The following is a 23,636-nucleotide window of genomic DNA, read 5'->3' as shown; positions in this document are numbered from 1 at the left end:
CGGGATGCGGTTTCGGCGAAGTGCGTACGGCGTCGGATCACGCGAGCGTCTTCTGCCACGCCCCCTCGTACGACGTCGGCACGAAGCCGATCGCCTCGTTGATCGACAGCATGGGCCGGTTCTCCTCGGCGTTGTACGTCATGACGCGCGGCGACTCCGGGACCGCCTCGCGCCACGCGAGCAGCCCGGCGCACTTGACGAGCATGCCCAGGCGGTGGCCGCGGTGGGCAGCGACGACCAGGGTGTCCTCCTGGCTGGTCACGGTCGTCCGGTCCTTGCCGATGGCCAGTTCGTTGAACGCCGCGAGCTCGCCCGTGTCGACGTGCTGCGCCACGGTCACGAGGACGTGACGTTCGGCATCGGTGTACGTCCGTTCCCACTCGAGCACTCGGTTGGCGTCCCACTGCTCCTCGTCGTAGTCGAGACCCGCCGATGGTGCGTCGGTGACCATCCGTGACTTCATCGCGGCGTAGGCCTCGACGAACTCCGGGGGAGTGGGGAGGATCCACTGGATGACGCGGTATCCCGCGGCCGCCTCCTCCGCCTCGGCGAGAAGGCGGCGCAGATGGGGCTCGGCGCCGGTCAGGTCGAGGTAGCTCTGACGGACGATCTGCTCGAGCCGATATCCGGATGCCAGGAAGAACCGGGCCGCGTGGTCGAGGGGAATGTGGCCGAAGCCCGTCGGCGCGTCCAGCTGCGGACCGGCGACGGCGGGGTGCTCCGCCCACGACTGCAGGACGGTGCGACCGTGTTCCCGCGCGGTGCGCTCGATGAGGTCGTGGGCGGCACGGCCGATGCCGCGCCCCCACACGTTGCGGCGCAGTTCGATGAGCCAGAAGGCCGTGCGTGCGCCCTCCTCCTGGGGGAGGTCGAGGCCGACGCGCCCCACCACCTCGCCGTCCACGACGGCCAACCACAGAAGGCGGATCTGCGAAGCGGTCGGCCGGTATGCGGGAAGGAGCTCGTCGGCGGGCATGGCGTGGTCGTCGTGTCCGGCGATCTCCGCGTAGACGATGTTGCGTACGCGGGTCATCTCGCGGAAGTCGGCGGCGTCGGCGTCGTCGATGGAGGCGGGTATGCGGAGGGGGCGCAGCTCGAGGCCGGCCGGGAGGGTGATCATGTCGGTTCTTTCGTCGGAGGGGAGAAGGGGTGGGGCCGGGGGTGGCCCCACCCGATCAGAAGGGTCGGTGCGCGTGCACCGCGAGCCGCTGCCAGTCGGCCTCGCGCTGCTGACGTTCGAGGGCATTGCGGCGCGCCAGGTGCGCGGTCTCGGCGGACCGTGCGGCGCGGCGGGCCGCTTCATCGGCGCGGGCGGCGGCGCGCACCAGCAGCCAGACGCCGAGGCGAAGGGACAGGCGGTCGAGGGGGCCGAGGCGGCGCTCGGCCGAGGGCTCGACGACGGGGACAGAGAACGCGGATGCCGGGTGCTGCGGCGCGCGCGTGAGCGAAGTGTTCATGCGGAGGCTCCGGTGGAGAGAGGCGAGGAAGATGCCGAGTCCGGCGTGGCCGGGACGGGCGAAGAGGGCTTGAGAAGCCCGGGAGCACGGCATCCGATGATCGGATGACGGTGCGGGAGCGGAGACGCGAAGTCTCAACGCGGCAAGGTCACGCGCGACGCGCTGGCATGCCGACGGCGGTGGTCACTCCACGCAGGGGTGCAGACAGCACGGGGGTGGCGATGAAGCCGGTGGTGTTGCGAATCATGGTGTGACCTCCTTTCGACGTCGGTTGCGACCCCCGACGCTAGCGGTGTCGTTCAGCGAATGTCAAGCGAAGATCCAGAAACGGGTGACATCCGGGCGCGTCGAACGCGCGACCGATCGGCCAGCCACCGCGGGATTCCGCGGGTCGTCGGGTAGCGTGAAGCGGAAGTCCACCTGTCGGGAAGGCGCATCCGTATGCACCTGAAGAGCGTCACGCTGAAGGGCTTCAAGTCGTTCGCCCAGTCGACGACGTTCGCGCTGGAACCCGGGGTCACATGCATCGTCGGCCCGAACGGGTCGGGCAAGTCCAACGTCGTCGACGCGCTGGCCTGGGTCATGGGGGAGCAGGGCGCGAAGACCCTCCGCGGCGGCAAGATGGAGGACGTCATCTTCGCGGGCACGTCCACGCGCGGTCCGCTCGGTCGCGCCGAGGTGCAGCTCACCATCGACAACTCCGACGGCGCGCTGCCCATCGAGTACAGCGAGGTGACGATCAGCCGCACCCTGTTCCGCACCGGTGCCAGCGAGTACGCGATCAACGGACAGACGTGCCGGCTCCTGGACGTGCAGGAGTTGCTCAGCGACTCCGGTCTCGGACGCGAGATGCACGTGATCATCGGGCAGGGGCGCCTGGACAGCGTGCTGCAAGCGTCGGCGGAGGAGCGCCGTGGCTTCATCGAGGAGGCCGCGGGAATCCTCAAGCACCGTCGTCGCAAAGAGAAGACGGTCCGCAAGCTCGAGGCGATGGAAACCAACCTCACGCGGCTGAGCGACCTCGCGGGTGAGCTGCGTCGTCAGTTGAAGCCGCTCGGCAAGCAGGCGGAGATCGCCCGGGAAGCGGCGACGATCGCCGCGATCGTCCGAGACGCCAAGGCCCGTCTCTTCGCCGACGAACTCGTGCGACTCCGGCATGAGCTGCGAGACGCCGCCGCCGCCGAGAGCGAGCGACACACCGAGCGCCTCATGCTGCAGGATCAGGCGGACGGCATCCGGCGGAAGGTCGAACGCCTCGAGGAGGAACAGCGGTCGGAGGCGGTGGACCGGGCTCGACGGGTGGCCTTCTCGCTCGAGCAGGTGCAGGAACGGTTGCGGGGCCTGTACACGCTCGCCGGTCAGCGCCTCACCCTGCTCGCCGACGATGAGGGTGACGCGTCGACGGTGGCACCGACGGTGACCCAGGCCATGATCGACGACCTGCGCACCGAGATCGACGAGATCGCGGCGGGCCTGGGTGATGCGCAGGATGCCGCGGCGGAGGAGGCCCGCGGCGTCGCGCGGGCACGGGCGGAGCTGGACGCTCTCGACGCCGACATCGCGGCGCAGAGCGCGCTCGTGTCGGAGCATGACATGAAGCTCACGGCGCTGCAGGGATCGGCTGACGCCGCGGCCTCCGGCCTCGCGGCGGTGCGCGCCGCGGTCGAACGGCAGCAGCGGGCGCTCGACGCGGCGCTCGAACGACGCGCCGAAGCGGAGGAGGCCCGCACGGCGCTCGACCCCGACGTCACCCCGGAGGAGTCCACGGCCGAGCACGCTGCGGCCTACGAGCGCGCTCAGCGTGAGACCAACGACACCGAGACAGAGGTCGCGCAGCTGCGGGACCGCCTCCACGCCGCCGAGCGTGAACGCGACGCGTTGACGGCGCAGACAGCCGCGCTCGGGCGCGCGCTCGACGTGCGCAACGCGGCGGCGGACCTCGTCGCGAGTGGGACCGATGGCATCCGGGGTCTGGTCGGCGATGCGGTCAAGGTCACGTCCGGGTATGAGGCGGCGATCGCCGCGGCGCTGGGGTCACTCGCCGAGGGGCTTCTCGTGGAAGACGGCGCGGCGGCGTTCGCTGCCGCCCACGCGGCCCGCGACGGCGAACTCGGCGTCGTCGAGATCGCGATCGCCGATGCCCCCGATGCCGACGGCGCCGCCGCGATCGACGGGGGAGTGCGTGCGGTCGACGTCGTCACAGCCCCGCCCGGGGTGCGGGGAATCCTGTCGGGCGTCGTCATCGTCGACGACATGTCGTCGGCCGAGGCACTGCGCCCGGTCCTCGCGTCGGCTCCGCCGGGAACGGCCGTCGTCACGCGCGACGGAGCGGTCCTCACCGCGCGCACGCTGCGGGCCGGCTCGGGGTCGGGGCGTTCGCGTCTCGAGCTGGCGGCCGAGCGCGACGCAGCGGCGGAAAGGCTGTCGGAGATCTCGGTGGTCGCAGATTCCCTGCGGGAGGCCCTCTCGGAAGCTCAGGGGAAGCTCACCGCTGCCCGTGCGCGCACGAAGGAGACCCTCGCGACACTGCGCGCGCACGACGCCGCGCTGGCCGCGCACGCGGAGAAGCTCAATCGCGTGACCGTTCGGCACGAGGCGGCCGTCGCCGAGTGCGAGCGTCTCGCGGCGGGTCTTGTTCAGGCGCAGGCGGCGGTCGCCGACGCCGAAGAGACCGCACGCGTGGCCGACGAGGCCCTCGCCCGCGCGCGAGAGGCGCCCCGTCCGATGTTGGATGCGTCAGCGAGGGAGGGGATGCTCGCCGACCTCGAGACCGCGCGCGAGAGGGAGATGCGCGCGCGCCTCGACATCGAGACGCTCCGCGAGCGCGTGCGTGCCGGTGAGGTCCGCATCGTTCAGCTGGAGCAGCAGCGCGAGCGTGAGCGTGCCGCGGCGGCCGCCGCTGCGCGCCGAGCCGTCATCCGGCGGGCGCAGCGCGAAGTCGCGGCCGATGTCGCCGCGGCGCTGCCCGCGCTGCTGGATTCGGTCGACAGGTCGGTCAGCCAGGCGCGGGTCGAGCTCGCCGCGGCAGAGACGGCCCGTTCGGCCGTCACCGCTGATCTGAGCAAGGCCCGCGCCGAGGAAGCGGCGGTGCGCGATCGACTTGCTCGTCTCACCGAGAGCGTCCACGGACTCGAGCTGCAGATGCACGAGAAGAAGCTCCACGTCACGAGCCTGCTCGAACGCGTGCAGTCCGAGCTGTCGCTGGACGAAGACATCCTCGTCTCCGAGTATGGTCCCGACCAGGACGTTCCCCGCGCGGACGGCGAGGGCTCCGAGCCGTTCGACCGTTCAGCGCAGAAGCGCCGCCTGCAGGAGGCGGAGCGCAAACTCGCTCAGCTGGGGCGCGTGAACCCGCTCGCGCTGGAGGAGTTCGCCGCGCTCGAACAACGGCACGCCTTCCTGACCGAGCAGCTCGCCGATCTCCAGCAGACGCGGGCTGATCTGCAGACGATCATCGCGGAACTCGACGAGCGCATGCAGACGATCTTCGTCGCCGCCTTCGAGGACACCCGCACGGCGTTCGGTGAGATCTTCCCGATCCTGTTCCCCGGTGGTGCCGGCAGCATTGCGCTGACCGACCCCGAGAACCCCCTCACCACGGGCATCGAGGTGGCCGTACGCCCGGTCGGCAAGAAGATCGAGCGGCTGTCGTTGCTCTCGGGCGGAGAGCGCTCGCTCGCGGCCGTCGCCTTCCTCACGGCGATCTTCACGGCACGGCCGAGTCCGTTCTACATCCTCGACGAGGTCGAGGCCGCTCTCGACGACGCCAACCTGGGCCGGCTCCTCGGGGTGTTCGAGAAGCTGCGCGAGAGCAGCCAGCTCATCGTCATCACGCACCAGAAGCGGACGATGGAGATCGCCGACGCGCTCTACGGCGTGTCGATGCGCCAGGACGGTGTCTCGGCGGTGGTGGGACAGCGCGTCGGCGACCGTGCCCGCACCGCGCCGGAACCGGCCCCCGTAAGCTGAGGGAATGGCTGAGAACTCCTGGTCGCTCGGCCGCGCGCTGCGCGGGCTGTTCGTCAAACCCACGATCGACGAGACCACGTGGGACGACCTCGAGACGGCGCTGCTGACCGCCGACTTCGGCCCCGACGTCACCGAGCGGCTCATCGACGAGTTGCGCGAGAAGGTCGAGCGCTACCGCACCACGGACCCGCGCGACCTGCAGCGCATGCTGCGCGAGACGCTCGAGGAGCATTTCGCCAAGTTCGACACGACGCTGCGCCTCACCGAGCGTCCCGCGGTCGTTCTCGTCGTGGGCGTGAACGGCGTCGGCAAGACCACGACGATCGGCAAGTTCGCCAAGTTCCTGCAGCGGTACGGACGTTCCGTCGTGGTCGGTGCGGCCGACACGTTCCGCGCGGCCGCCGTCGACCAGCTGGCGACCTGGGCCGAGCGCGGGGGAGCCACGATCGTGCGCCCGCAGCACGAGGGTCAGGATCCGGCATCCGTCGCCTTCCAGACCGTCGCGCACGCGAAGGAGACGGGAACCGAGATCGTGCTCGTCGACACCGCGGGCCGCCTGCACACCAAGGGCGGTCTGATGGACGAGCTCGGCAAGATCAAGCGCGTGATCGAGAAGCAGGCGCCCATCAGCGAGGTGCTTCTCGTTCTGGACGCCACCACGGGGCAGAACGGCCTCATGCAGGCCCAGGCCTTCCTCGACAGCGCCGGCGTCACGGGCCTCGTGCTCACCAAACTCGACGGCTCGGCCAAGGGCGGATTCGTGTTGGCGGTTCAGGAGCGCACCGGTATCCCGGTGAAGCTCCTGGGGCAGGGCGAGGGCATCGGCGACCTCACGGGCTTCACGCCGCACGTGTTCGCCGCGTCGCTGGTGGACTGACCCCATACCGCATGCGTCGCGGCGGGCGGGTCGCCTTCCGCGATACCGGTCGGGCTGGTTTCATGGGGGAATGGCGATCGAGCACGACTTCTTCGGACTCCTCGAGTCAGGGCCCGACGGGTCGATCTTCTGGTCAGAGAACGTGGAGTTCGGCGATCAGAGTGTCACCGTCGACCTCACGGCGCCCGATCAGGACGACGTGTCCGTCGACGCGCTCGACGTCGCCGCAGCGATGATCTCGTCACTGGAGGCCATCGACCTCGCCGCGCGCAACGCCATGGTGAACGAGCTGGACGACCGCACGAGCGAGGTGACGGAGTACATCCTCCAGCAGCAGGCGACCCTGGGCGATGAGTTGGAGGATCTGCTCGTCGACGCCTCCGGCGACACCCACATCGACGTGATCAAGTCGCTGCAGCTCATGAGCATGACGATCCTCGCCGATGAGCACGGGGGAGCCGACCCGTTCGCCGTCCTCGAGTACGCGCTCGATCCGGACGCCACGGACGACGTGCTGCTGGTCAATCTCGCGTCCGACGGACAGGTGCAGTCGGTCACGAGCGCCGACTGACGTGCAGACCTTCCTTCCCTTCCCCTCGTTCGTCGATTCGGCTCGCGCCCTCGACAGCCGCCGCCTCGGCAAACAGCGCGTCGAGACGTTTCAGCTGCTGAGGGCTCTCACGGTGCCGGACCACGGATGGCGTCATCATCCCGCGGCCAAGATGTGGGACGGGCACCTGCCCGCTCTGGTGTCGTACGGGCTGGTGATGACGGATGAATGGGTGGCGCAGGGCCGCGCCGACACCGTGCGCGAGAAGATCCGCGTGTTCGCCCCGGAGGTCGACGGGATGCCGCAGGATGCCCTGGAGCTGCCGCCGTGGCTCGGCGACGAGGCGTTCCACCTCGCGCACCGCTCCAATCTCGTCCGCAAGGACGCGGAGTTCTACCGTCTGCGCTTCGGCGACGTGCCGGACGACCTGCCCTACATCTGGCCGGTCTGAGTCAGACCGCCTGAGCGAACCCGGCGTCGGCCGCGGCGATGTCCTTGGCCAGGTGGGCCAGGTGCGGGGGGATGTCGCGTCCCTTCGACATCATCGACTGCGCCCACAGGCGTCCGGCGCGGTAGGACGAGCGCACGAGCGGCCCCGCGAGAACACCGAGGAATCCGATGCGCTCGGCCTCCTCCTTGAACTCCACGAACTCCGCGGGCTTGACCCAGCGCTGCACGGGCAGGTGCCGCGGGCTCGGACGAAGGTACTGGGTGATCGTGATGATGTCGGTACCGGCTTCACGCAGATCCTGCAGTGCCTGAACGACTTCCTCCGGCTCCTCGCCCATGCCGAGGATGAGGTTCGACTTCGTGATGAGTCCCGCGTCGCGTGCGGCCGTGAGGACGCCGAGCGAACGCTCGTACCGGAAGGCGGGACGGATGCGCTTGAAGATGCGCGGGACGGTCTCGACGTTGTGCGCGAACACCTCGGGCCGCGACGAGAAGACCTCCTCCAGCAGGCTCGGGTTGCCGGAGAAGTCCGTCGCGAGGATCTCCACTCCGGTGCCGGGGTTGTCCGCATGGATGCGGCGCACCGTCTCGGCGTGCAGCCACGCGCCCTCGTCGGGGAGGTCGTCTCGCGCGACGCCGGTCACCGTGGCGTATCGCAGCTGCATGCGGGACACGCTCTCGGCGACGCGGCGCGGTTCGTCGCGGTCGTAGTCGGCGGGCTTGCCCGTGTCGATCTGGCAGAAGTCGCAGCGCCGCGTGCACTGGGAACCGCCGATGAGGAACGTCGCCTCGCGATCCTCCCAGCACTCGAAGATGTTGGGGCAGCCGGCCTCCTGGCAGACCGTGTGCAGTTCCTCGGTCTTCACGAGGTTCTGCAACGCGGTGTACTCGGGCCCGAGGCGTGCCTTGGTCTTGATCCATTCGGGCTTGCGCTCGATGGGGGTCTGCGCGTTGCGGACCTCGAGGCGCAGCAGCTTCCGACCACCCGGGGCGGTGGATGCCGAACCACCGGTGTTGCCGCTCCCGCACGCGCTCACGCCGCGACCGCCGTGTACTCGGCGCGGAAGGCGTTCTCGACGCTGGCGACGATGTCGGCGGGGGAGACGTCGGCACCGACGACCTCGCTCACCGTCGTGACACCGGCATCCGTGATCCCGCAGGGGACGATGCCTCGGAATCCGGCCAGGGAGTTGTCGCAGTTGACTGCGAACCCGTGCATGGTGACACCTTTCTCGACGCGCACGCCGATCGCCGCGACTTTGTCGACACCCAGTGGTCGGCGTACCCATACGCCGCTGCGGCCGTCGACGCGGAGGCCCTCGACGCCGTGCGCGGCGAGGGCGGAGATGAGCAGGGACTCGAGGCGGCGGACGTGGGCCACGACATCCATCGGCTCGGGGAGGCGCACGATCGGGTAGCCCACGAGCTGGCCGGGGCCGTGCCAGGTGATCTTCCCCCCGCGATCGACATCGACCACCGGCGTGCCGTCGGTCGGGCGCTCGTGAGCCTCGGTGCGCTTGCCGGCGGTGTAGACGCTCTCGTGCTCGAGGAGGAGCAACGTGTCGCGTCGGGCGCCGGCCACCACGTCGGCGTGCACCGCGCGCTGCAGCGCCCACCCGTCGAGGTAGGGCACGTAGTCGGGGGCGAGCCCCACGTGCTGAATGTCGAGCATCGCCGCTCCCGCCTTGTTGGATTGCGTCCAACAATACACGGTGCCACGCGTTCTAGGCTGTCTGCATGGCCACCGAATCTCGCAGCGGTCGCCCTCGCGCCTCGTCCCGCGAGGTGCTCTCCGAGGCGGCGTGCGAGCTGTTCCTGGAGCAGGGATACGACGCCACGTCCGTCTCCGACATCACGCGGCGCGCCGGGGTCAGCCGGTCGAGCTTCTTCAACTACTTCTCGGCCAAGAGCGATGTCCTGTGGTCGGGCTTCGACGCGCGGGTCGACGCGGCGGTCGCCGAGCTGCGCGACGGCGGGGCGATCGACGCGGTGCTGTGCGGCATCGGCGACGGGCTCGCGCCGGACGCCCTCGCCCTCGCGATCGTCAACGCGGATGCCATGGGTATCGCCGCCGAACTGGACCGCGACCGTGCCATCCGGCAGTTCCGCCTGCAGCGGGAGGCCGCCGCACGTCTGGTGCGCGACGGCGCCGAGCCTCTCGCGGCCCAGGTCCGCGCCGGGGCGTTGTCGGCCGCCGTGCTCGCCGCGGTCTGGGCCTGGGCCGACCACACCGCCGGTCGTTCGCTGACCCAGACGCTGTCGGAGGCCCTGTCCGCGGCGTGAGGGGGCGTCATCCGCTGTTCCCGTTGACCGCACACCCTCCGCCCCGCCGACCGGGGAGGGTCGAGGTCCGCCGGATCGCGGGGGTCACGCGACGGCCCCGACCGGCGCGGCGGCGTCCCGCGTCGGCTCCGCGTAAACTCTTCCCATCATGGCGACTTTCGGCACCCTCTCCGACCGGCTCACAGAGACCTTCCGCAATCTGCGCAAGAAGGGGCAGCTGACCCCCGCCGACGTCGACGGGACGGTCCGAGAGATCCGGCGTGCCCTGCTCGACGCCGACGTCGCGCTGCCGGTGGTGAAGGAGTTCACGCAGTCGGTGCGCGAGCGCGCCCTCGGCGACGAGGTCAACCGCGCCCTCAACCCGGCGCAGCAGGTCGTCCAGATCGTCAACGACGAGCTCATCGGCATCCTGGGTGGACAGCAGCGTCGCCTGCAGTTCGCCAAGAACCCGCCGACGGTCATCATGCTCGCGGGCCTCCAGGGGTCGGGCAAGACCACGTTCGCGGGCAAGCTCGCCAAGATGCTCGAGAAGGACGGCCACACGCCGCTCCTCGTCGCCTGCGACCTTCAGCGTCCGAACGCTGTGAACCAGCTCCAGGTCGTCGCCGAGCGCGCCGGCGCCGCGATCTACGCCCCCGAGCCCGGCAACGGCGTGGGTGACCCGGTCAAGGTCGCTCGCGACGGCGTCGCGTACGCCACGCGCCAGCAGCACGACATCGTCATCATCGACACCGCCGGCCGTCTCGGCGTCGACGCCGAGCTCATGAAGCAGGCCTCCGACATCCGTAAGGCGACGCAGCCCGACGAAGTGCTCTTCGTCATCGACGCGATGATCGGTCAGGATGCCGTGAACACGGCGAAGGCGTTCCAGGACGGCGTCGACTTCACCGGCGTCGTGCTGTCCAAGCTCGACGGCGATGCCCGCGGTGGCGCGGCGCTGTCGGTCGCCTCGGTCACGGGCCGGCCCATCATCTTCGCGTCCACGGGCGAGGGGCTCGACGACGTCGAGCCGTTCCACCCCGACCGCATGGCATCCCGCATCCTCGACCTCGGTGACATCCTCACCCTGATCGAGCAGGCGCAGCAGGCGTTCGACGAGGCCGAGGCGATGAAGGTCGCCGAGAAGCTCGCGACCGAGACCTTCACGCTCGAGGACTTCCTCGAGCAGATGCAGCAGATGAAGAAGATGGGCTCCATGAAGAAGATGCTCGGGATGCTCCCGGGCATGGGGTCCATGAAGCAGCAGCTCGAGGACTTCGACGAACGCGAGATCGACCGCACCGAGGCCATCATCCGCTCGATGACTCTGGCCGAGCGACGCAACCCCAAGATCCTCAACGGCTCGCGGCGTCTGCGCATCGCGCGCGGTTCGGGCATGACCGTGACCGACGTCAACCAGCTCGTGCAGCGCTTCGAACAGGCCGCCAAGATGATGAAGACCGTCGCACGGGGCGGTGTGCCCAACATCCCCGGCATGGGTCCGGTGGGGGGCAAGCCCGGCGCCTCGTCGAAGCGCGGTAAGCAGCAGAAGGCGAAGGGCTCGCGCTCGGGCAACCCCGCCAAGCGTGCCGCCGAGAACGCCGGGGTGGCCGCGGCCGCTCCCGCCACGGGGTCGGGCTTCGGACTCGGCGGTCAGAAGGCGCCGAGCGAGGCCGACCTCGCGGAGCTGCAGAAGCTGCTCGGACGGGGCTGACAACGCCCGCACGGCCGCGCACGCCGAGAAGCGGCGTGTCCGAGGTGGTCAGACCCGCAGCGCGGCCAGGTGCTCGCGCAGCGTCGGGCCGCCCCGGAACTCGCGGATCAGGTGCTGCACGACCGCGCGCAGGTCGCCGTCGGCGGCCTCGGCCACCGCGAGCTGACGCGCGGAGCTGCCTCCCGTGGCCAGAATGGTCTCGAGTCCGGCGAATTCACGCGCGCACTTGAGCTCCACCGCGATGTCGGCCAGCTCCTCCATCGTGGCGCGCAGATGATCGCGCACGGGGAGCTGTGTGCCCTGTCGGTCGACGATGACGCGCGCATCCAGTCCGTACCGCGCCGCGCGCCACTTGTTCTCCCGGGCATACCACGGGGGGATGCCGGGGAGTTCGCCGCCGGCGTCGAGGATCCGCGAGAAGCGCTCGACCAGGGTCTGCGCGAGGGCCGCGACGGCGGCCAGCTCCGGCAGCGTCGACATGCCGTCGCACGCGCGGATCTCCACCGTGCCCCACCGGGGCGCCGGACGGATGTCCCAGCGCACCTCGCTGGCATCCGCCATGACCCCCGTGCGCACCATGTCGTCGAGGTACTCCTCGAAGTCCTCCCACCGGTCGAGCTGCCAGGGCAGACCCGCGGTCGGCAACTGCTGGAACACCAGGGCGCGGTTCGAGGCGTAACCGGTGCGCTCGCCCGCCCAGAAGGGGCTGGATGCCGACAGCGCCTGCAGATGCGGGAGGAACACCGTCAGCGCGTTGACGATCGGGATGACCTTGTCCGCGTCGTCGACGCCGACGTGCACGTGGATCCCCCAGATCATCATGTTCCGCCCCCACCATTGGGTGCGCTCGATGAGCTTGTGGTAGCGCGTCTTGTCGGTGACCTCCTGGTCGTACCACTGCGCGAAGGGGTGGCTGCCGGCGCACAGCATCTCGAGGCCGCGCGGTTCGGTCTGCTCGCGCAGCGCTCCGATGGCATCCGCGATGTCGTCCACGGCCTCGGCAACGGTGTGCCCCACGCCACTGGTGACCTCGACGGTGTTCGTCAGCAGTTCGCCGGTCACCGTGAACCGCTCGTGCGCGGTGGCCTCCTCGACGAGCTCCAGAATCTCGGGCGCGCGGGGCGCGAGATCGCCGGTCTCGCGGTCGGCCAGCATGAGTTCCCACTCCAGTCCGACGGAGGAACGCGCGGACGGTGCGAAGGGGAGCCTCATGCGGTCAGTCTGACACGACGACACGGGCGACGGCGGGTTCGCGACCCGTCGTGTCATCTGGCAGAATAGAGGGTCGGACCAGGTGCTCGACCCTCTATCCAGCACCGGTCCTCCTCTTTGAGCTTCCGCCGGGTGTGCACCCCACGCTCCAGGCGACCGGTTCGTTCATTTCCCACCACAGGAGAAATCGTGGCTGTCAAGATCCGTCTCAAGCGTCTCGGCAAGATCCGTGCGCCCTACTACCGCATCGTCGTCGCCGACTCGCGCACCAAGCGCGACGGTCGTGTGATCGAGGAGATCGGCAAGTACCACCCGACCGAGGAGCCCTCGTTCATCGAGGTCGACTCCGAGCGCGCCCAGTACTGGCTCGGCGTCGGCGCTCAGCCGACCGAGCAGGTGCGTGCCATCCTCAAGCTCACGGGCGACTGGGGCACCTTCAAGGGCGAGAAGGACGCGAAGTCCACCGTCAAGGTCCGCGAGCCGAAGGCCGCGTTCGAGGCCGACGCCTCGAAGAAGTCGGTCGTCAAGCCCAAGGCCGAGAAGAAGGCCGAAGAGGCTCCGGCCGCCGACGAGGCGCCCGCCGCCGAGACCTCGGCAGAGTAAGTCCCGTGCTGTCCGCCGCGCTCGAGCACGTCGTCAAGGGGATCGTCGATCACCCCGACGCCGTGACCATCCGTTCCGCCACCTCGCCCCGCGGCGAGGTGCTGGAGGTTCGCGTGCACCCCGATGATCGGGGTCGCGTGATCGGGCGCGGCGGTCGCACCGCCAAGGCGCTGCGCACGCTCATCACGGCCCTCGCCGACGGGCAGCGCGTCCGCGTCGACGTCGCCGACGACTGATGGCGGCCGGCGACGCCGCGGGCGCTCAGCCCGCCAAGACCCAGCTCCGCGTGGGCCGCCTGGTCAAGGCCCACGGCCTCAAGGGCGCGTTCAAGCTCGAGCTGTACACCGATGACCCCGAGGGACGTTTCGTCCCCGGCAACACCTTCACCCTCCAGGTTCCCGAGTCCTCGCCGTGGCACGGCCGCGAGCTGACGGTCCGGGAGTTCCGGTGGATGAACTCCCACCCCGTGGCCTTCTTCGAGGGCGTGGACGACCGCACCGTCGCGGAAGAGCTCGTCAAGGCGATCCTCTGGATCGATCAGGACACCGAGGCCGCGCCCGCGGAAGACGATGCCTGGTACGACCACCAGCTGGTCGGGCTCGACGTCGTCCGCGACGGCGACGTCATCGGACGCGTCGTGCGGGTCGACCACTTCCCGGCCCAGGACCTTCTCATCGTCCGCCCGACGGGTCGCGGAGAGGACGCCGATGTCCTCGTCCCCTTCGTGAGCGCCATCGTGCCCGAGGTGGATGTCGACGGTGGTCGGGTCGTGGTGACCCCGCCCGCCGGACTCTTCGAGGAGCTTCCGGGCGACGACGACTCTCCGCGAGAAGACGAGGCGCCCGAGGGTGATGCCGAGCGCGGCGCGCCCGACTCGGTGGCGACCGACGAGGCCGCCGACTCCCGCGAGGACTGACGTGCGCATCGACGTCGTCTCGATCTTCCCCACGATCTTCGACGCGCTCGAGGTGTCCCTGCTCGGCAAGGCCCGGCAGAGCGGACTGCTCGACGTACATATCCACGATCTGCGCGACTACACGCACGATCGCCACCGCACGGTCGACGACACCCCCTACGGGGGCGGTGCCGGCATGGTAATGAAGCCCGAGCCGTGGGGTGAGGCGCTCGACGACGTCACGCGCGATGCCGAGGCGTCACCGGTCATCGTCTTCCCCTCGCCCGCGGGCGAGCGGTTCACGCAGAAGATCGCGCGAGAGCTTTCGACGGAGCAGCACCTGGTGTTCGGCTGCGGCCGGTACGAGGGTATCGACGAGCGGGTGTTCGACTACGCCGCGGGGCTCGGTCGTGTGCGACTGCTGAGCCTGGGCGACTACGTGCTGAACGGGGGAGAGGTCGCGGTGATGGCGATGGTCGAAGCCATCGGCCGTCTCATCCCGGGCGTGGTCGGCAACCCCGAGAGCCTGGTCGAGGAATCGCACGAGGACGGACTCCTCGAGTACCCGTCGTTCACCAAGCCCGCCTCGTGGCGCGGTCGCGAGGTGCCGCCCGTGCTCCTGAGCGGGAACCACGGCGCGGTCGCCGCATGGCGGCGTGAGCAGCAGTTCGAGCGCACGCGTCAGCGCCGTCCCGACCTGCTGCCCGACTGAGCCCTCGTTCGCCGTCCGCACGGCGCACCGGCGGCGGAGATCCGGAGGGCCCGTGGCATCCCGTCATCTGGATGCCACGACGGCGATGCTCAGTCGACGCCGAGGAACGACCGGTCGGTGAGCACGACGGGCCCGTCGGCCGTGATGGCGACGGTGTGCTCGGAGTGTGCGCCGCGGGAGCCGTCGGCGCTGCGCAGCGTCCACCCATCGGGGTCGGTGATGAGCTTGTCGGTGGTCTGCAGGAACCACGGTTCGAGGGCCACGACGAGACCGGCGCGCAGCGGGTAGCCGCGACCGGCCTTGCCGTCGTTGGGGACGTGCGGGTCGCCGTGCATCGTGCGGCCGACACCGTGGCCGCCGAAGTCGGTGTTGATCGACAGGCCGTCGGCGTGCGCGACGGCGGCGACCGCGGCCGAGATGTCGCCGATCTTGTGGCCCACGGTCGCCGCGTCGATCGCCGCGGCCAGCGCCCGCTGGGTCGTGCCGATGAGGGCGAGGTCTTCGTCGCGGGGGGTTCCGACGACGAACGACACCGCGGAATCGGCCACCCAGCCGTCGACCGAGGCGGCGAAGTCGAGCGAGACCAGGTCGCCGTCGCGGAGCACGTAGTCGTGGGGGAGACCGTGCAGCACCGCATCGTTGATCGAGGTGCACAGCACCTTGCCGAAGGGGCTGGCCCCGAACGACGGGTGGTAGTCGATGTAGCAGGACTCGGCCCCGGCGGTTCGGATCATGTCGTGCGCGCGACGGTCGAGCTGGAGGAGGTTGGTTCCGACCTTCGTCTCGTCCCGCAGCGTCGCCAGCACTTCGGCGACGAATCGGCCCGCCGGGCGCATGGCGTCGATCTCGGCGGGTGTGCGCAGTTCGATCATCGATGGTTCCCTTTCCTCGAACCCCCATTCTCCCTGACGTGGGGAGGGCGCACCGCGCAGGGGTTCGAAGCGTCCGCACAAGTGGGACCCGTACCATCGGCTCATGGTGCTCCGGCGACTCTTCCTCCACTGGCTCTTCCCGGCGGCCTTCGTCCTGCCGCTGTGGCTCTTCGTCGGCTGGATCGTCTTCAGCGGCGGCAGCGGCTGGGCTCTGCTGTGGTTGCTGATCGCCGCCCCCGCCGTCTTCGTCACGCAGACGGTCGTCGCCCTGATCGTTCGCGGTCGCGGCTCGGTGCGCACCGAACGCGCCGTGTCGTGGCGCGACGTCATCGGAATCGGGCTCTGGCAGCTCTGCGTCATCGCGCTCGGTCTCTACGATGGCCGGACGTTCTTCCCGCTCCTCGTGCTGAGCGTCGTCGGCGCGTTCGTCCTGATCTGGTCGTCGCTCGCGCAGCTGTGGAACGAGGCGCGCGGGGGAGTCGCCCTCTATCGCACGGCGGACGGCACCGGGTACATCCCCCCGACGCGTGAGCGCCCGCGGCCGCGTGTCGAGGGTGACGTGATCGTCGTCACCGAGAAGCCCGTCTCTGACTGAGTCGGTTTGGACGGCACCGGCGTCCATGGCAGAATAGGCGTTTGTGCCCTGACCGGCTCTGCCTCAGGGGAGTCCGCCGCTTCCGCGGCTCGGGCACGCTCCATCTTTTCCCATTCATCGTGCGATCGACCTGTGGCGGTCGCAGGAAGTGACGATCATGCAGATCCTCGACGCCGTCGACGCGGCTTCGCTCCGCTCCGACATCCCCGTCTTCTCGCCCGGCGACACCGTCAAGGTGCACGTCAACATCACCGAGGGCAACCGCTCGCGCATCCAGGTCTTCCAGGGTGTCGTCATCGGCCGCTCCGGCGACGGTGTGCGCGAGACCTTCACGGTCCGCAAGGTCAGCTTCCAGGTCGGTGTCGAGCGCACCTTCCCCGTGCACAGCCCCGTGATCGACCACATCGAGGTCGTCACCCGTGGTGACGTGCGCCGCGCGAAGCTGTACTACCTGCGCAACCTCCGCGGCAAGAAGGCCAAGATCAAGGAGAAGCGCGAGCGCTGAGCCCGCTGAACCGAACGCCCCGCGATCCGTCGCGGGGCGTTCGTCGTTCCCGCGGGGTCATGGTTCGGTATCCGCGGGAACGTCATTCGCGAGACTTCATCGCGCGGACAACACCGGCGCAGACTGCGGGGGAGATGTCGGCGCGATGAAGTCTCGGCAACTCCCGGGGGAGTCGGATGCCGTGTGCGGTTCGGTCGGCGCGGAGGAATGTGCGAGGCTTGTTCCCTCGGTCTTCCGGTGTGCGGTGAGCCCGGCGAAGGATCAACATGAGCGACGAAACCGCATCCCCCTCGGCCCCGACGACGCGTCGGCGGCGGGGTGCGCTGACCTTCCTGCGGGATGTCGTGGTGATCCTCGCGATCGCCCTGCTCGTGTCGTTCCTGGTCAAGACCTTCGTCGTGCGGTCGTTCTACATCCCTTCGGCGTCGATGAACAACACGCTCCTGCAGAACGATCGCATCCTCGTGGATGAGCTCACCCCGCGGTTCGGCGAGTACTCGCGGGGCGACGTCGTCGTGTTCCGCGATCCGGGCGGATGGCTTCCCGTCACGGTGCAGCCGCCGCGTCCGCCACTCGTCGAAGCGACCGACTGGCTGCTGTCGCTCGTCGGTCTCGCGGCGCCGGACAGCGACGACCACCTCATCAAGCGCGTCATCGGCACGCCCGGCGACCACGTCGTGTGCTGCAACGCGCTGGGCCAGACGACCGTCAACGGCGTTCCGCTCGAGGAGCCCTACGTCAAGCTCGCGCCCGGGGCGACCGCGCCCGACCCCCTGCCGTACGACATCACCGTCCCGGACGGCTCGCTGTGGGTGCTCGGCGACAACCGCAACAGCTCGAAGGACTCGCGCTACAACCAGGAGCAGCCCGGCAAGGGATTCGTCCCGATCGACAACGTGGTGGGCCGCGCCTTCCTGATCACGTGGCCGTTCGACCGGTTCGGTCTGATCGATTTCCATCACGAGGTGTTCGCGGGGGTGCCCGCACCGGAGACCTCGCCGTGATCGAGCCCACCCTGACCCTCGAGCGGCGGCTGCTGAAGGAGCACGCCCTCGTCATCGCGTGCGACGAGGTCGGGCGGGGCGCACTCGCCGGCCCGGTCGCGGTGGGTGCCGCCGTCATCGATCCGTCGCGGTCGCGCAAGCGTGTTCCGGCGGGCCTGCGTGACTCGAAGCTGGTTCCCGAGGCCCGTCGCCCCGAGGTGGCCGCGCGTGCCGCGGCTTTCGTGCAGCACAGCGCTGTCGGCTGGGCCAGCTCCGAGGAGATCGACGAGATCGGCATCATCCGCGCTCTCGGGCTCGCCGCCGTCCGGGCGATCGCCGATCTCCGCGCTCACGGCGTCGTCCCCGAAGACGCGCTCGTCATCCTCGACGGCAATCACGACTACATCACGCCGGCGGGCGAGCGTGGACTGCGCGTCCAGCCCATCATCAAGGCCGACCGTGACTGCGCGAGCGCGGCCGCGGCATCCGTCATCGCCAAGGTCGCCCGCGACGCCGTCATGACGGGCCTGCATGACGAGCTGCCCGCGTACGGGTGGGCGCGCAACAAGGGCTACGCGAGCCTCGACCACCGCGAGGCCATCGGCGTGCACGGCATGAGTGTGCATCACCGTCGCTCGTGGGCCATCGCGGCGGCGCCGACCCTGTTCTGATCACCCGCGGTCGGTGTCGGCGTGCGGCGCGCCTAGGATGGAAGCACCATGGATGACGACGTCTTCGAGGACTACGACCGCGAACTCGAACTGGCCCTGTACCGCGAGTACCGCGACGTGGTCTCGCAGTTCCAGTACGTGATCGAGACCGAACGCCGGTTCTATCTCGCCAACGATGTCAATGTCGTCCGCCGCGATACCGAGCACGACTTCTACTTCGAGATCTCGATGACCGATGTGTGGGTGTGGGACATCTACCGCGCCGACCGGTTCGTGAAGTCCGTGCGCGTTCTCACGTTCAAGGATGTCAACGTCGAAGAGCTCTCCCGCCGCGACTTCCAGCTTCCGGAAGAGCTCTCGCTCGACAGCTGACCGCTCCTCCCCACCTCGCGCTCCGCGTGAACCGTCCCCGAAAGGGGATTCCGGCCCGGCAGCGGTCGTGTCGCGGATGCCACGCTCTCGGGCATGGCAGCGAAAGACGACCTCGGGCGAGCCGGTGAAGAACGGGCCGCTCGTCACCTGACCGCGCTCGGATTCCGAGTCCTCGACCGCAATTGGCGGTGTCCGCAGGGCGAGATCGACATCGTCGCCGCGACGGCCGACACGCTGGCTGTCGTCGAGGTGAAGACGCGCGCGAGCGAGGCGTTTGGGCACCCGTTCGAGGCGATCGACCGCCGGAAGGCCGCGCGGCTGTGGCGTCTGGCAATGGCGTGGATCGCCGCTCATCCCGACGACGCCCGCGGCCGCAGCCTGCGGATCGATGCGATCGCGCTGATCGGACCTGACCCGCGCACGGCGCAGCTCGAGCACCTCGAGGACGCGCTGTGACCGTCGCTCGAACGTGGGCCGTTGCGCTCACCGGGGTGCGAGGCGATCTGGTGGAGGTGGAGGCTGACCTGTCTCCGCAGACGCCCGAGTTCTCCATCATCGGACTGCCCGACAAGGCGTTGGGAGAGGCCGGTCGCCGCGTGCGGAACGCGTGCACCAATCGGGGAGTGGACCTGCCGAAGCGTCGGCTGACGGTGAATCTCTCGCCCGCGAGTCTTCCGAAGCGCGGATCGGCATTCGACGTCGCGATCGCGGTCGCCGCGCTCGCGACGACCGGGATGATGGATGCCGGCCGTGTCGCCGACACCGTGCACATCGGCGAACTCGGCTTGGACGGACGCCTTCGGCCCGTTCCGGGAGTGCTGCCCGCCGTACTCGCCGCTCAGCGCGCCGGCAGGGCACGCGTCGTGGTGCCGGCGGCGAATGCGGCCGAGGCATCTCTCGTGGACGGCGTCGAGGTGCGGGCGGCGACCTGTCTCGCCGAGGTCGTGCGGTGGCACGGGGGGAACAGCGACGCACCCGATCTCACGCCGGTTCTGGCACCGGAGTCTCCCGCGACGCGCGACGAGGATCTGGATCTGGCGGACATCCTCGGGCAGCCCGACGCCGTCGATGCCCTGATCGTGGCCGCCGCGGGCGGACACCATCTCCTCATGAGCGGCCCGCCCGGCGCGGGGAAGACCATGCTGGCCCGGCGGCTGCCGGGCATCCTCCCCGATCTCGACGACGGCGCCGCGCTGTCGGTCGCCTCGGTGCGTTCCCTGTCGGGCGAGGTCGTGACGCATCTCAGCCGGACGCCACCGTTCGAAAGCCCGCACCACGGCGCCAGCGCGGCGGCGCTGATCGGTGGCGGGTCCGGGGTCGTCCGCCCGGGCGCCATCGCGCGCGCGAGCGAGGGCGTGCTCTTCCTCGACGAGGGTGGGGAGTTCCCGGCATCCGTGCTCGACGCGCTGCGGCAGCCGTTGGAGAGCGGGGTGATCCAGGTGCACCGTTCGGGGGTGTCGGCTACCTTCCCGGCGCGGTTTCAGCTCGTCGTGGCGACCAACCCCTGCCCGTGCGGGCAGTACGGCGTCCCGGGTGGCGTGTGTGACTGCGCGCCGCAGGCGATCCGCCGCTACACGCGGCGGCTTTCGGGGCCCCTGCTCGACCGCATCGACCTCGATCTCCGGCTGCAGCGGGTGTCGGACGCGCGTCGTTCGATTGCCGCGACCGCCGTGACGACGCGAGATGCGCGTGCGACCGTGCGGTGTGCGCGCGAACGGGCCGCGCGCCGGTGGGCCGAGACTCCGTGGCGGCGCAACGCTGATGTGCCCGGTGCGTGGCTGCGCGGCGCGGCCGCACCCGACCCCGAAGTGTTGCGGCCCCTCGATACCGCGCTTCGCCGGGGCACCCTCACGCTCCGTGGCTACGACCGCCTCCTTCGCGTCGCCTGGACGGTCGCGGACCTCGCGGGGCACGACCGGCTGCACCCGGACGATGTGGGTCGTGCCTTGTTCCTGCGGCAGGGGAGCGTGGCATGACGCAACCCGACCTGTCGATGGATGCCGCCGTCACGGCGCTGGCCGGGGTTGATCGGCCGCGCGATCGTGATGCGAGCGAGACGTACGCGCGCGTGTGGTGGTCGGTGCTCGCCGAGCCGGGAGACGGCGCCGCGGGGGAGCTCATGGCGCGGTTCGGGCCGGAGGATGCACTTCGTATCGCATTGTCGGATGTCGACGACGAGTGGAGCAGCGCCCGCAGCCGCTGGATGCCGCGCGCGGATTCCGGCGCCGTCCGTCGCGCACTGGATGCCGCCCGGCGCGCGGGCGCGAGGCTGCTGGTGCCGTCCGACCCACGGTGGCCTTCGCGTCTGCACGACCTCGGCACGCATGCGCCGCACGTGCTGTGGCTTCGGGGTGACCCGGAGCCCGCCGAGTCGGCGCCGACGGACTGGCATGTTGCGGAGTTGGAACTCGCGCTATAGCCGTAGTGGGGGACCGCCGAGTGGCTGGGAGTCGGGCGTATTGGGACGGACTTCCCGCTCGCGCGATGACCGCGACGATGCTCAGTCGGCCAGCGGGTCGTTGACCGACTGCCGCGACTGGGGGAACAACACGACGGTGAGGGTTATCGCGGTGCCGGCGCCGATCAGTTGTGCGGCGAGGAACGGGAGCACGGAGGTGGGGGCGATGCCGGCGAAGGTGTCGGTGAAGATGCGGCCGATGGTGACGGCAGGGTTGGCGAACGAGGTGGAGCTGGTGAACCAGTAGGCGGCGCCGATGTAGGCGCCGACCGCCGTCGCGATCACGGGTGCGGGCCGGCCGGTGCGGGTGAGCCCCATGATGAGGAGCACGAGGCCTGCGGTGGCGACGATTTCGGCGAGGAAGGTGGCCGGGGTGGCGCGGTCGGTGGTGGAGATCGCGGTCGGGGTGGCGAACATGGCATTGGCCAGGACCGCGCCGCCGATCCCGCCGGCGACCTGCGCCGGCAGATAGACCATGAGCTCCCGTGCCGGCAGCCCGGTGCCGGGGCGGCGGCTGAGGAGGGCGTCGGCGGCGGAGACGACGGGGTTGAAGTGTGCGCCGGAGACCGGGGCGAGCAGGACGATGAGGACGCCGAGGCCTAGCTGTAGCGACCCGGGACGTTGTGTGCGTCGCGGGTAGGTGAAGACCTCCGGGACGATGTGGGTATCTGACAACTCGCATCGGTGACCGGAGGTCTTCGTGGTTCACGCTAATGCTCATTTGACGCCGAGGGGGCGGCTTCGGCTTGCTCGTGCGGTCGTTGTCGGCGGCTGGTCGCTCGCCCGGGCTGGGGAACGGTTCCAGTGTTCGCAGGCGACGGCGAAGAAGTGGGCCGATCGATACCGGGCGGGTCAGCCGATGACTGATCGCAGTTCCCGTCCGTATCGATCGCCGACCCAGCTTGACCGTCGCACGGAGCGGCGGATCGTCGCGATCCGCTTCAACCGGCGGTGGGGTGCTCGGCGGATCGCCTGGCATCTGGGGTTGAACCCGGCGACCGTGGGTCGGGTGCTTGCCCGCTATCGGATGCCGCGGCTGTCGCATCTGGACCGCAACACCGGGCTGCCCGTTCGGAAGCCGAAACCGATCCGGTACGAGGCGGCCGCGCCGGGCGATATCGTGCATGTCGATATCAAGAAACTGGGTCGGATCCCTGACGGTGGCGGCCACCGGATGCTCGGCCGTCACGCCGGACGCCGCAACCGCCGCGCCGGGACCGGCTACTCGTTCCTGCACCACGCGGTCGATGACTGCACCCGCCTGGCCTACTCCGAAGAGCTCGACGACGAACAGAAGGACACCGCCGCCGGGTTCTGGATCCGCGCCCGCGCTCACTTCGCCGAAGCCGGCCTCACCGTCAAAGCCGTCATGACCGACAACGGCTCCTGCTACCGCTCCCACGACTTCGCCGCGGCCCTCGGCGAGGGAGTCCGGCACATCCGCACCCGCCCCTACCGGCCACAGACGAACGGGAAAGTGGAGAGATTCAACCGCACCCTCGCCGCCGAGTGGGCCTACGCATCGACCTACCTCTCGAACGCGGCAAGATCAGCCACCTACGCCGACTGGCTCGAGGAATACAATCACCGACGACCCCACACCGCCCTCGGAGGCCACACCCCCACCTGCCGCCTTCACAACCTCACGGGTCGCTACACCTAGGGTGGTCGCCATGAGTGACAGCGACGTCTACGTCAGCCCCACCCGCGTCCCTGCCGGCATCGCCCTCCTGCTCGCCGTGCTTGGCACCGCCGCCATGTACGCCGGCTTCGTGCTCGGGGTTCCCGCCGCCCTCGACGGCAGCGGCAGCGGAGCGGGTGGATTCATCGTGCTGTTCCTCGCCGGAGCCGCGCTCGTGCTGGCGGCGCTGGTGATCTCGATCGTCTGCCTCGTGCGCGGTCTCGCGCGCGGCATCGCGATCCTGGCGCTGGTCGTCGCGCTGGTGCCGGTCGTCGGCGTCGTGATCCTGCGGATCGCGGCGGTGTCCTAACCCGCGGCGTCCTGACCCTCCGCCGCCTTGTACACCTTCGACCGCGGCACATAGCGCGCGGAGTTGCCGAGCAACCCCGCGACCTCCTCGTCAGTGAGCTCGCGGCGCACCTTGCCCGGGATGCCCGCGACGAGCGACTGCGGCGGCACGATCGTGCCCCTCGAGCACCACCACCTCGCGTGCCGTGGCAGACCACGAGCACCGCCTTGCCGGGAAGTCGGTGGCGATGCGGGTCAGGGCCACGACCCCGTGCACAGCGACGGAGTCGAGCGACGCTGCGCCCGGATACTCCCGGTCGGGCCAGCGCGCGATCGCGGCGGCGGCCGAGGTGCCCTCCAGCTCGCCGTAGTCGCGTTCGGCGAGCTTCGGATACGCGGTGCCGAACGGGGTGTTCAGCCCTTCCGCGATGATGCGGGCCGTCTCGCGGGCGCGCAGGAGCGGGAAGTTCACGACCGCATCCACGGCAGTGAGCGCAGGGTCATCGGGGT

The 23,636-nt window shown here is 70.0% G+C and carries 28 protein-coding genes and 1 pseudogene; 20 read left to right on the top strand and 9 right to left on the bottom strand.

All coding sequences use genetic code 11. The annotated features are described in order from the left end of the window. Window positions 1–37: 37 nt before the first annotated feature. Together P5G46_RS02325 and P5G46_RS02320 are read right to left on the bottom strand one after the other, a co-directional pair. Window positions 38–1,120, bottom strand: a complete 1,083-nt coding sequence (locus P5G46_RS02325; protein ID WP_375095529.1) for a GNAT family N-acetyltransferase — start codon at window positions 1,118–1,120, stop codon at window positions 38–40. Between the two features lie 55 nt (window positions 1,121–1,175). After that, the gene (locus P5G46_RS02320; protein ID WP_408904891.1) at window positions 1,176–1,457 is read right to left on the bottom strand and encodes a hypothetical protein; all 282 of its coding nucleotides are present in this window, start codon (window positions 1,455–1,457) and stop codon (window positions 1,176–1,178) included. Window positions 1,458–1,898: 441 nt separating this feature from the next. On the opposite strand from P5G46_RS02320, the gene smc reads away from it, so the two are divergent. The 4 genes from smc to P5G46_RS02300 all read left to right on the top strand — a co-directional run bounded on the left by smc (window position 1,899) and on the right by P5G46_RS02300 (window position 7,304). Then, on the top strand, window positions 1,899–5,426 hold the full coding sequence (gene smc, locus P5G46_RS02315) for a chromosome segregation protein SMC (protein WP_408904890.1): 3,528 nt from the start codon (window positions 1,899–1,901) through the stop codon (window positions 5,424–5,426). A gap of 4 nt (window positions 5,427–5,430) precedes the next feature. Continuing rightward, window positions 5,431–6,303 (top strand): signal recognition particle-docking protein FtsY, encoded by an 873-nt coding sequence (ftsY, locus tag P5G46_RS02310; RefSeq protein ID WP_239274732.1) that lies wholly within the window; start codon window positions 5,431–5,433, stop codon window positions 6,301–6,303. 70 nt (window positions 6,304–6,373) lie between these two features. Continuing rightward, on the top strand, window positions 6,374–6,874 hold the full coding sequence (locus P5G46_RS02305) for a DUF2004 domain-containing protein (protein WP_375095533.1): 501 nt from the start codon (window positions 6,374–6,376) through the stop codon (window positions 6,872–6,874). A 1-nt stretch (window position 6,875) separates the two neighbouring features. Then, a complete protein-coding gene (locus P5G46_RS02300) occupies window positions 6,876–7,304 on the top strand; it encodes an MSMEG_6728 family protein (protein ID WP_408904889.1) in 429 nt (142 codons plus the stop codon). 1 nt (window position 7,305) lies between these two features. On the opposite strand, the gene lipA is transcribed toward P5G46_RS02300, so the two are convergent. Next, on the bottom strand, window positions 7,306–8,340 hold the full coding sequence (lipA, locus tag P5G46_RS02295) for a lipoyl synthase (protein ID WP_239274735.1): 1,035 nt from the start codon (window positions 8,338–8,340) through the stop codon (window positions 7,306–7,308). Beyond that, window positions 8,337–9,014 (bottom strand): lipoyl(octanoyl) transferase LipB, encoded by a 678-nt coding sequence (lipB, locus tag P5G46_RS02290; RefSeq protein WP_308192640.1) that lies wholly within the window; start codon window positions 9,012–9,014, stop codon window positions 8,337–8,339. Before lipB ends, lipA begins: the two co-directional genes overlap by 4 nt. 26 nt (window positions 9,015–9,040) lie before the next feature. On the opposite strand from lipB, the gene P5G46_RS02285 reads away from it, so the two are divergent. Continuing rightward, window positions 9,041–9,586, top strand: coding sequence for a TetR/AcrR family transcriptional regulator (locus tag P5G46_RS02285; RefSeq protein WP_239274737.1), 546 nt, complete (start codon window positions 9,041–9,043; stop codon window positions 9,584–9,586). Between the two features lie 148 nt (window positions 9,587–9,734). Further along, window positions 9,735–11,279 (top strand): signal recognition particle protein, encoded by a 1,545-nt coding sequence (gene ffh / locus P5G46_RS02280; protein WP_239274738.1) that lies wholly within the window; start codon window positions 9,735–9,737, stop codon window positions 11,277–11,279. 48 nt (window positions 11,280–11,327) lie between these two features. On the opposite strand, the gene P5G46_RS02275 is transcribed toward ffh, so the two are convergent. Next, window positions 11,328–12,491 carry a glutamate--cysteine ligase gene (locus tag P5G46_RS02275; protein WP_408904888.1) on the bottom strand — a complete coding sequence of 388 codons (1,164 nt, stop codon included), beginning with the start codon at window positions 12,489–12,491 and terminating at the stop codon, window positions 11,328–11,330. 189 nt (window positions 12,492–12,680) lie between these two features. Here P5G46_RS02275 and rpsP point away from each other — a divergent pair, with 189 nt between their 5' ends. The 4 genes from rpsP to trmD are packed head-to-tail and all read left to right on the top strand — an operon-like array spanning window position 12,681 to window position 14,701. Beyond that, window positions 12,681–13,094 (top strand): 30S ribosomal protein S16, encoded by a 414-nt coding sequence (gene rpsP / locus P5G46_RS02270; RefSeq protein WP_239274740.1) that lies wholly within the window; start codon window positions 12,681–12,683, stop codon window positions 13,092–13,094. Between the two features lie 5 nt (window positions 13,095–13,099). After that, the gene (locus P5G46_RS02265; protein ID WP_063257548.1) at window positions 13,100–13,330 is read left to right on the top strand and encodes an RNA-binding protein; all 231 of its coding nucleotides are present in this window, start codon (window positions 13,100–13,102) and stop codon (window positions 13,328–13,330) included. Beyond that, the gene (gene rimM / locus P5G46_RS02260) at window positions 13,330–14,010 is read left to right on the top strand and encodes a ribosome maturation factor RimM (RefSeq protein ID WP_408904887.1); all 681 of its coding nucleotides are present in this window, start codon (window positions 13,330–13,332) and stop codon (window positions 14,008–14,010) included. The genes P5G46_RS02265 and rimM overlap by 1 nt, the downstream gene beginning before the upstream one ends. Before the next feature lies 1 nt (window position 14,011). After that, entirely contained in the window at window positions 14,012–14,701 is a 690-nt protein-coding gene (trmD, locus tag P5G46_RS02255; protein ID WP_239274742.1) for a tRNA (guanosine(37)-N1)-methyltransferase TrmD, read from the top strand. Between the two features lie 89 nt (window positions 14,702–14,790). Here the strand turns inward: trmD and map are convergent, their stop codons facing one another. Next, window positions 14,791–15,573: a type I methionyl aminopeptidase gene (gene map, locus P5G46_RS02250; RefSeq protein WP_408904886.1), complete on the bottom strand. Its 783-nt coding sequence runs from the start codon at window positions 15,571–15,573 to the stop codon at window positions 14,791–14,793. A 103-nt stretch (window positions 15,574–15,676) separates the two neighbouring features. On the opposite strand from map, the gene P5G46_RS02245 reads away from it, so the two are divergent. The 8 genes from P5G46_RS02245 to P5G46_RS02210 all read left to right on the top strand — a co-directional run bounded on the left by P5G46_RS02245 (window position 15,677) and on the right by P5G46_RS02210 (window position 21,118). Further along, a complete protein-coding gene (locus P5G46_RS02245) occupies window positions 15,677–16,168 on the top strand; it encodes an MFS transporter permease (RefSeq protein WP_239274744.1) in 492 nt (163 codons plus the stop codon). A gap of 157 nt (window positions 16,169–16,325) precedes the next feature. Next, the gene (gene rplS, locus P5G46_RS02240; RefSeq protein ID WP_228164508.1) at window positions 16,326–16,673 is read left to right on the top strand and encodes a 50S ribosomal protein L19; all 348 of its coding nucleotides are present in this window, start codon (window positions 16,326–16,328) and stop codon (window positions 16,671–16,673) included. Between the two features lie 266 nt (window positions 16,674–16,939). After that, complete coding sequence (lepB, locus tag P5G46_RS02235; protein WP_239274745.1) at window positions 16,940–17,677, top strand: signal peptidase I; 738 nt, start codon at window positions 16,940–16,942, stop codon at window positions 17,675–17,677. Beyond that, window positions 17,674–18,327, top strand: a complete 654-nt coding sequence (locus tag P5G46_RS02230) for a ribonuclease HII (RefSeq protein WP_239274746.1) — start codon at window positions 17,674–17,676, stop codon at window positions 18,325–18,327. The genes lepB and P5G46_RS02230 overlap by 4 nt, the downstream gene beginning before the upstream one ends. Window positions 18,328–18,375: 48 nt before the next feature. Next, window positions 18,376–18,699: a DUF2469 family protein gene (locus P5G46_RS02225; protein ID WP_022878868.1), complete on the top strand. Its 324-nt coding sequence runs from the start codon at window positions 18,376–18,378 to the stop codon at window positions 18,697–18,699. Window positions 18,700–18,792: 93 nt separating this feature from the next. Next, window positions 18,793–19,155: a YraN family protein gene (locus P5G46_RS02220; protein ID WP_239274747.1), complete on the top strand. Its 363-nt coding sequence runs from the start codon at window positions 18,793–18,795 to the stop codon at window positions 19,153–19,155. Then, the gene (locus tag P5G46_RS02215) at window positions 19,152–20,675 is read left to right on the top strand and encodes a YifB family Mg chelatase-like AAA ATPase (protein ID WP_408904885.1); all 1,524 of its coding nucleotides are present in this window, start codon (window positions 19,152–19,154) and stop codon (window positions 20,673–20,675) included. Before P5G46_RS02220 ends, P5G46_RS02215 begins: the two co-directional genes overlap by 4 nt. Continuing rightward, window positions 20,672–21,118: a hypothetical protein gene (locus P5G46_RS02210; RefSeq protein ID WP_408904884.1), complete on the top strand. Its 447-nt coding sequence runs from the start codon at window positions 20,672–20,674 to the stop codon at window positions 21,116–21,118. Before P5G46_RS02215 ends, P5G46_RS02210 begins: the two co-directional genes overlap by 4 nt. An 81-nt stretch (window positions 21,119–21,199) precedes the next feature. Here the strand turns inward: P5G46_RS02210 and P5G46_RS02205 are convergent, their stop codons facing one another. After that, window positions 21,200–21,817, bottom strand: coding sequence for an aquaporin (locus tag P5G46_RS02205; RefSeq protein ID WP_344071390.1), 618 nt, complete (start codon window positions 21,815–21,817; stop codon window positions 21,200–21,202). A 40-nt stretch (window positions 21,818–21,857) separates the two neighbouring features. Between P5G46_RS02205 and P5G46_RS02200 the strand changes: the two genes are divergently transcribed. Together P5G46_RS02200 and P5G46_RS02195 are read left to right on the top strand one after the other, a co-directional pair. Further along, the gene (locus P5G46_RS02200) at window positions 21,858–22,820 is read left to right on the top strand and encodes an IS481 family transposase (RefSeq protein WP_195691676.1); all 963 of its coding nucleotides are present in this window, start codon (window positions 21,858–21,860) and stop codon (window positions 22,818–22,820) included. A gap of 10 nt (window positions 22,821–22,830) precedes the next feature. Beyond that, window positions 22,831–23,148, top strand: coding sequence for a hypothetical protein (locus P5G46_RS02195; protein ID WP_195691675.1), 318 nt, complete (start codon window positions 22,831–22,833; stop codon window positions 23,146–23,148). Here P5G46_RS02195 and P5G46_RS02190 read toward each other — a convergent pair. Beyond that, window positions 23,145–23,306, bottom strand: a pseudogene (locus P5G46_RS02190) (gamma carbonic anhydrase family protein); the annotation flags it as partial. The gene P5G46_RS02195 and the pseudogene P5G46_RS02190 sit on opposite strands and share 4 nt — an antisense overlap. Then, window positions 23,239–23,598, bottom strand: coding sequence for a histidine phosphatase family protein (locus P5G46_RS02185; RefSeq protein WP_408904883.1), 360 nt, complete (start codon window positions 23,596–23,598; stop codon window positions 23,239–23,241). The gene P5G46_RS02185 and the pseudogene P5G46_RS02190, both read right to left, overlap by 68 nt. Between the last annotated feature and the right edge of the window lie 38 nt (window positions 23,599–23,636).

Origin of the sequence: Microbacterium mcarthurae (assembly GCF_046064585.1) — a bacterium.
GTDB classification, from domain to species: Bacteria; Actinomycetota; Actinomycetes; order Actinomycetales; family Microbacteriaceae; genus Microbacterium; species Microbacterium mcarthurae.
Note: the sequence above shows the minus strand (reverse complement) of the source record. Positions and strands in the feature narration are given on the sequence as shown.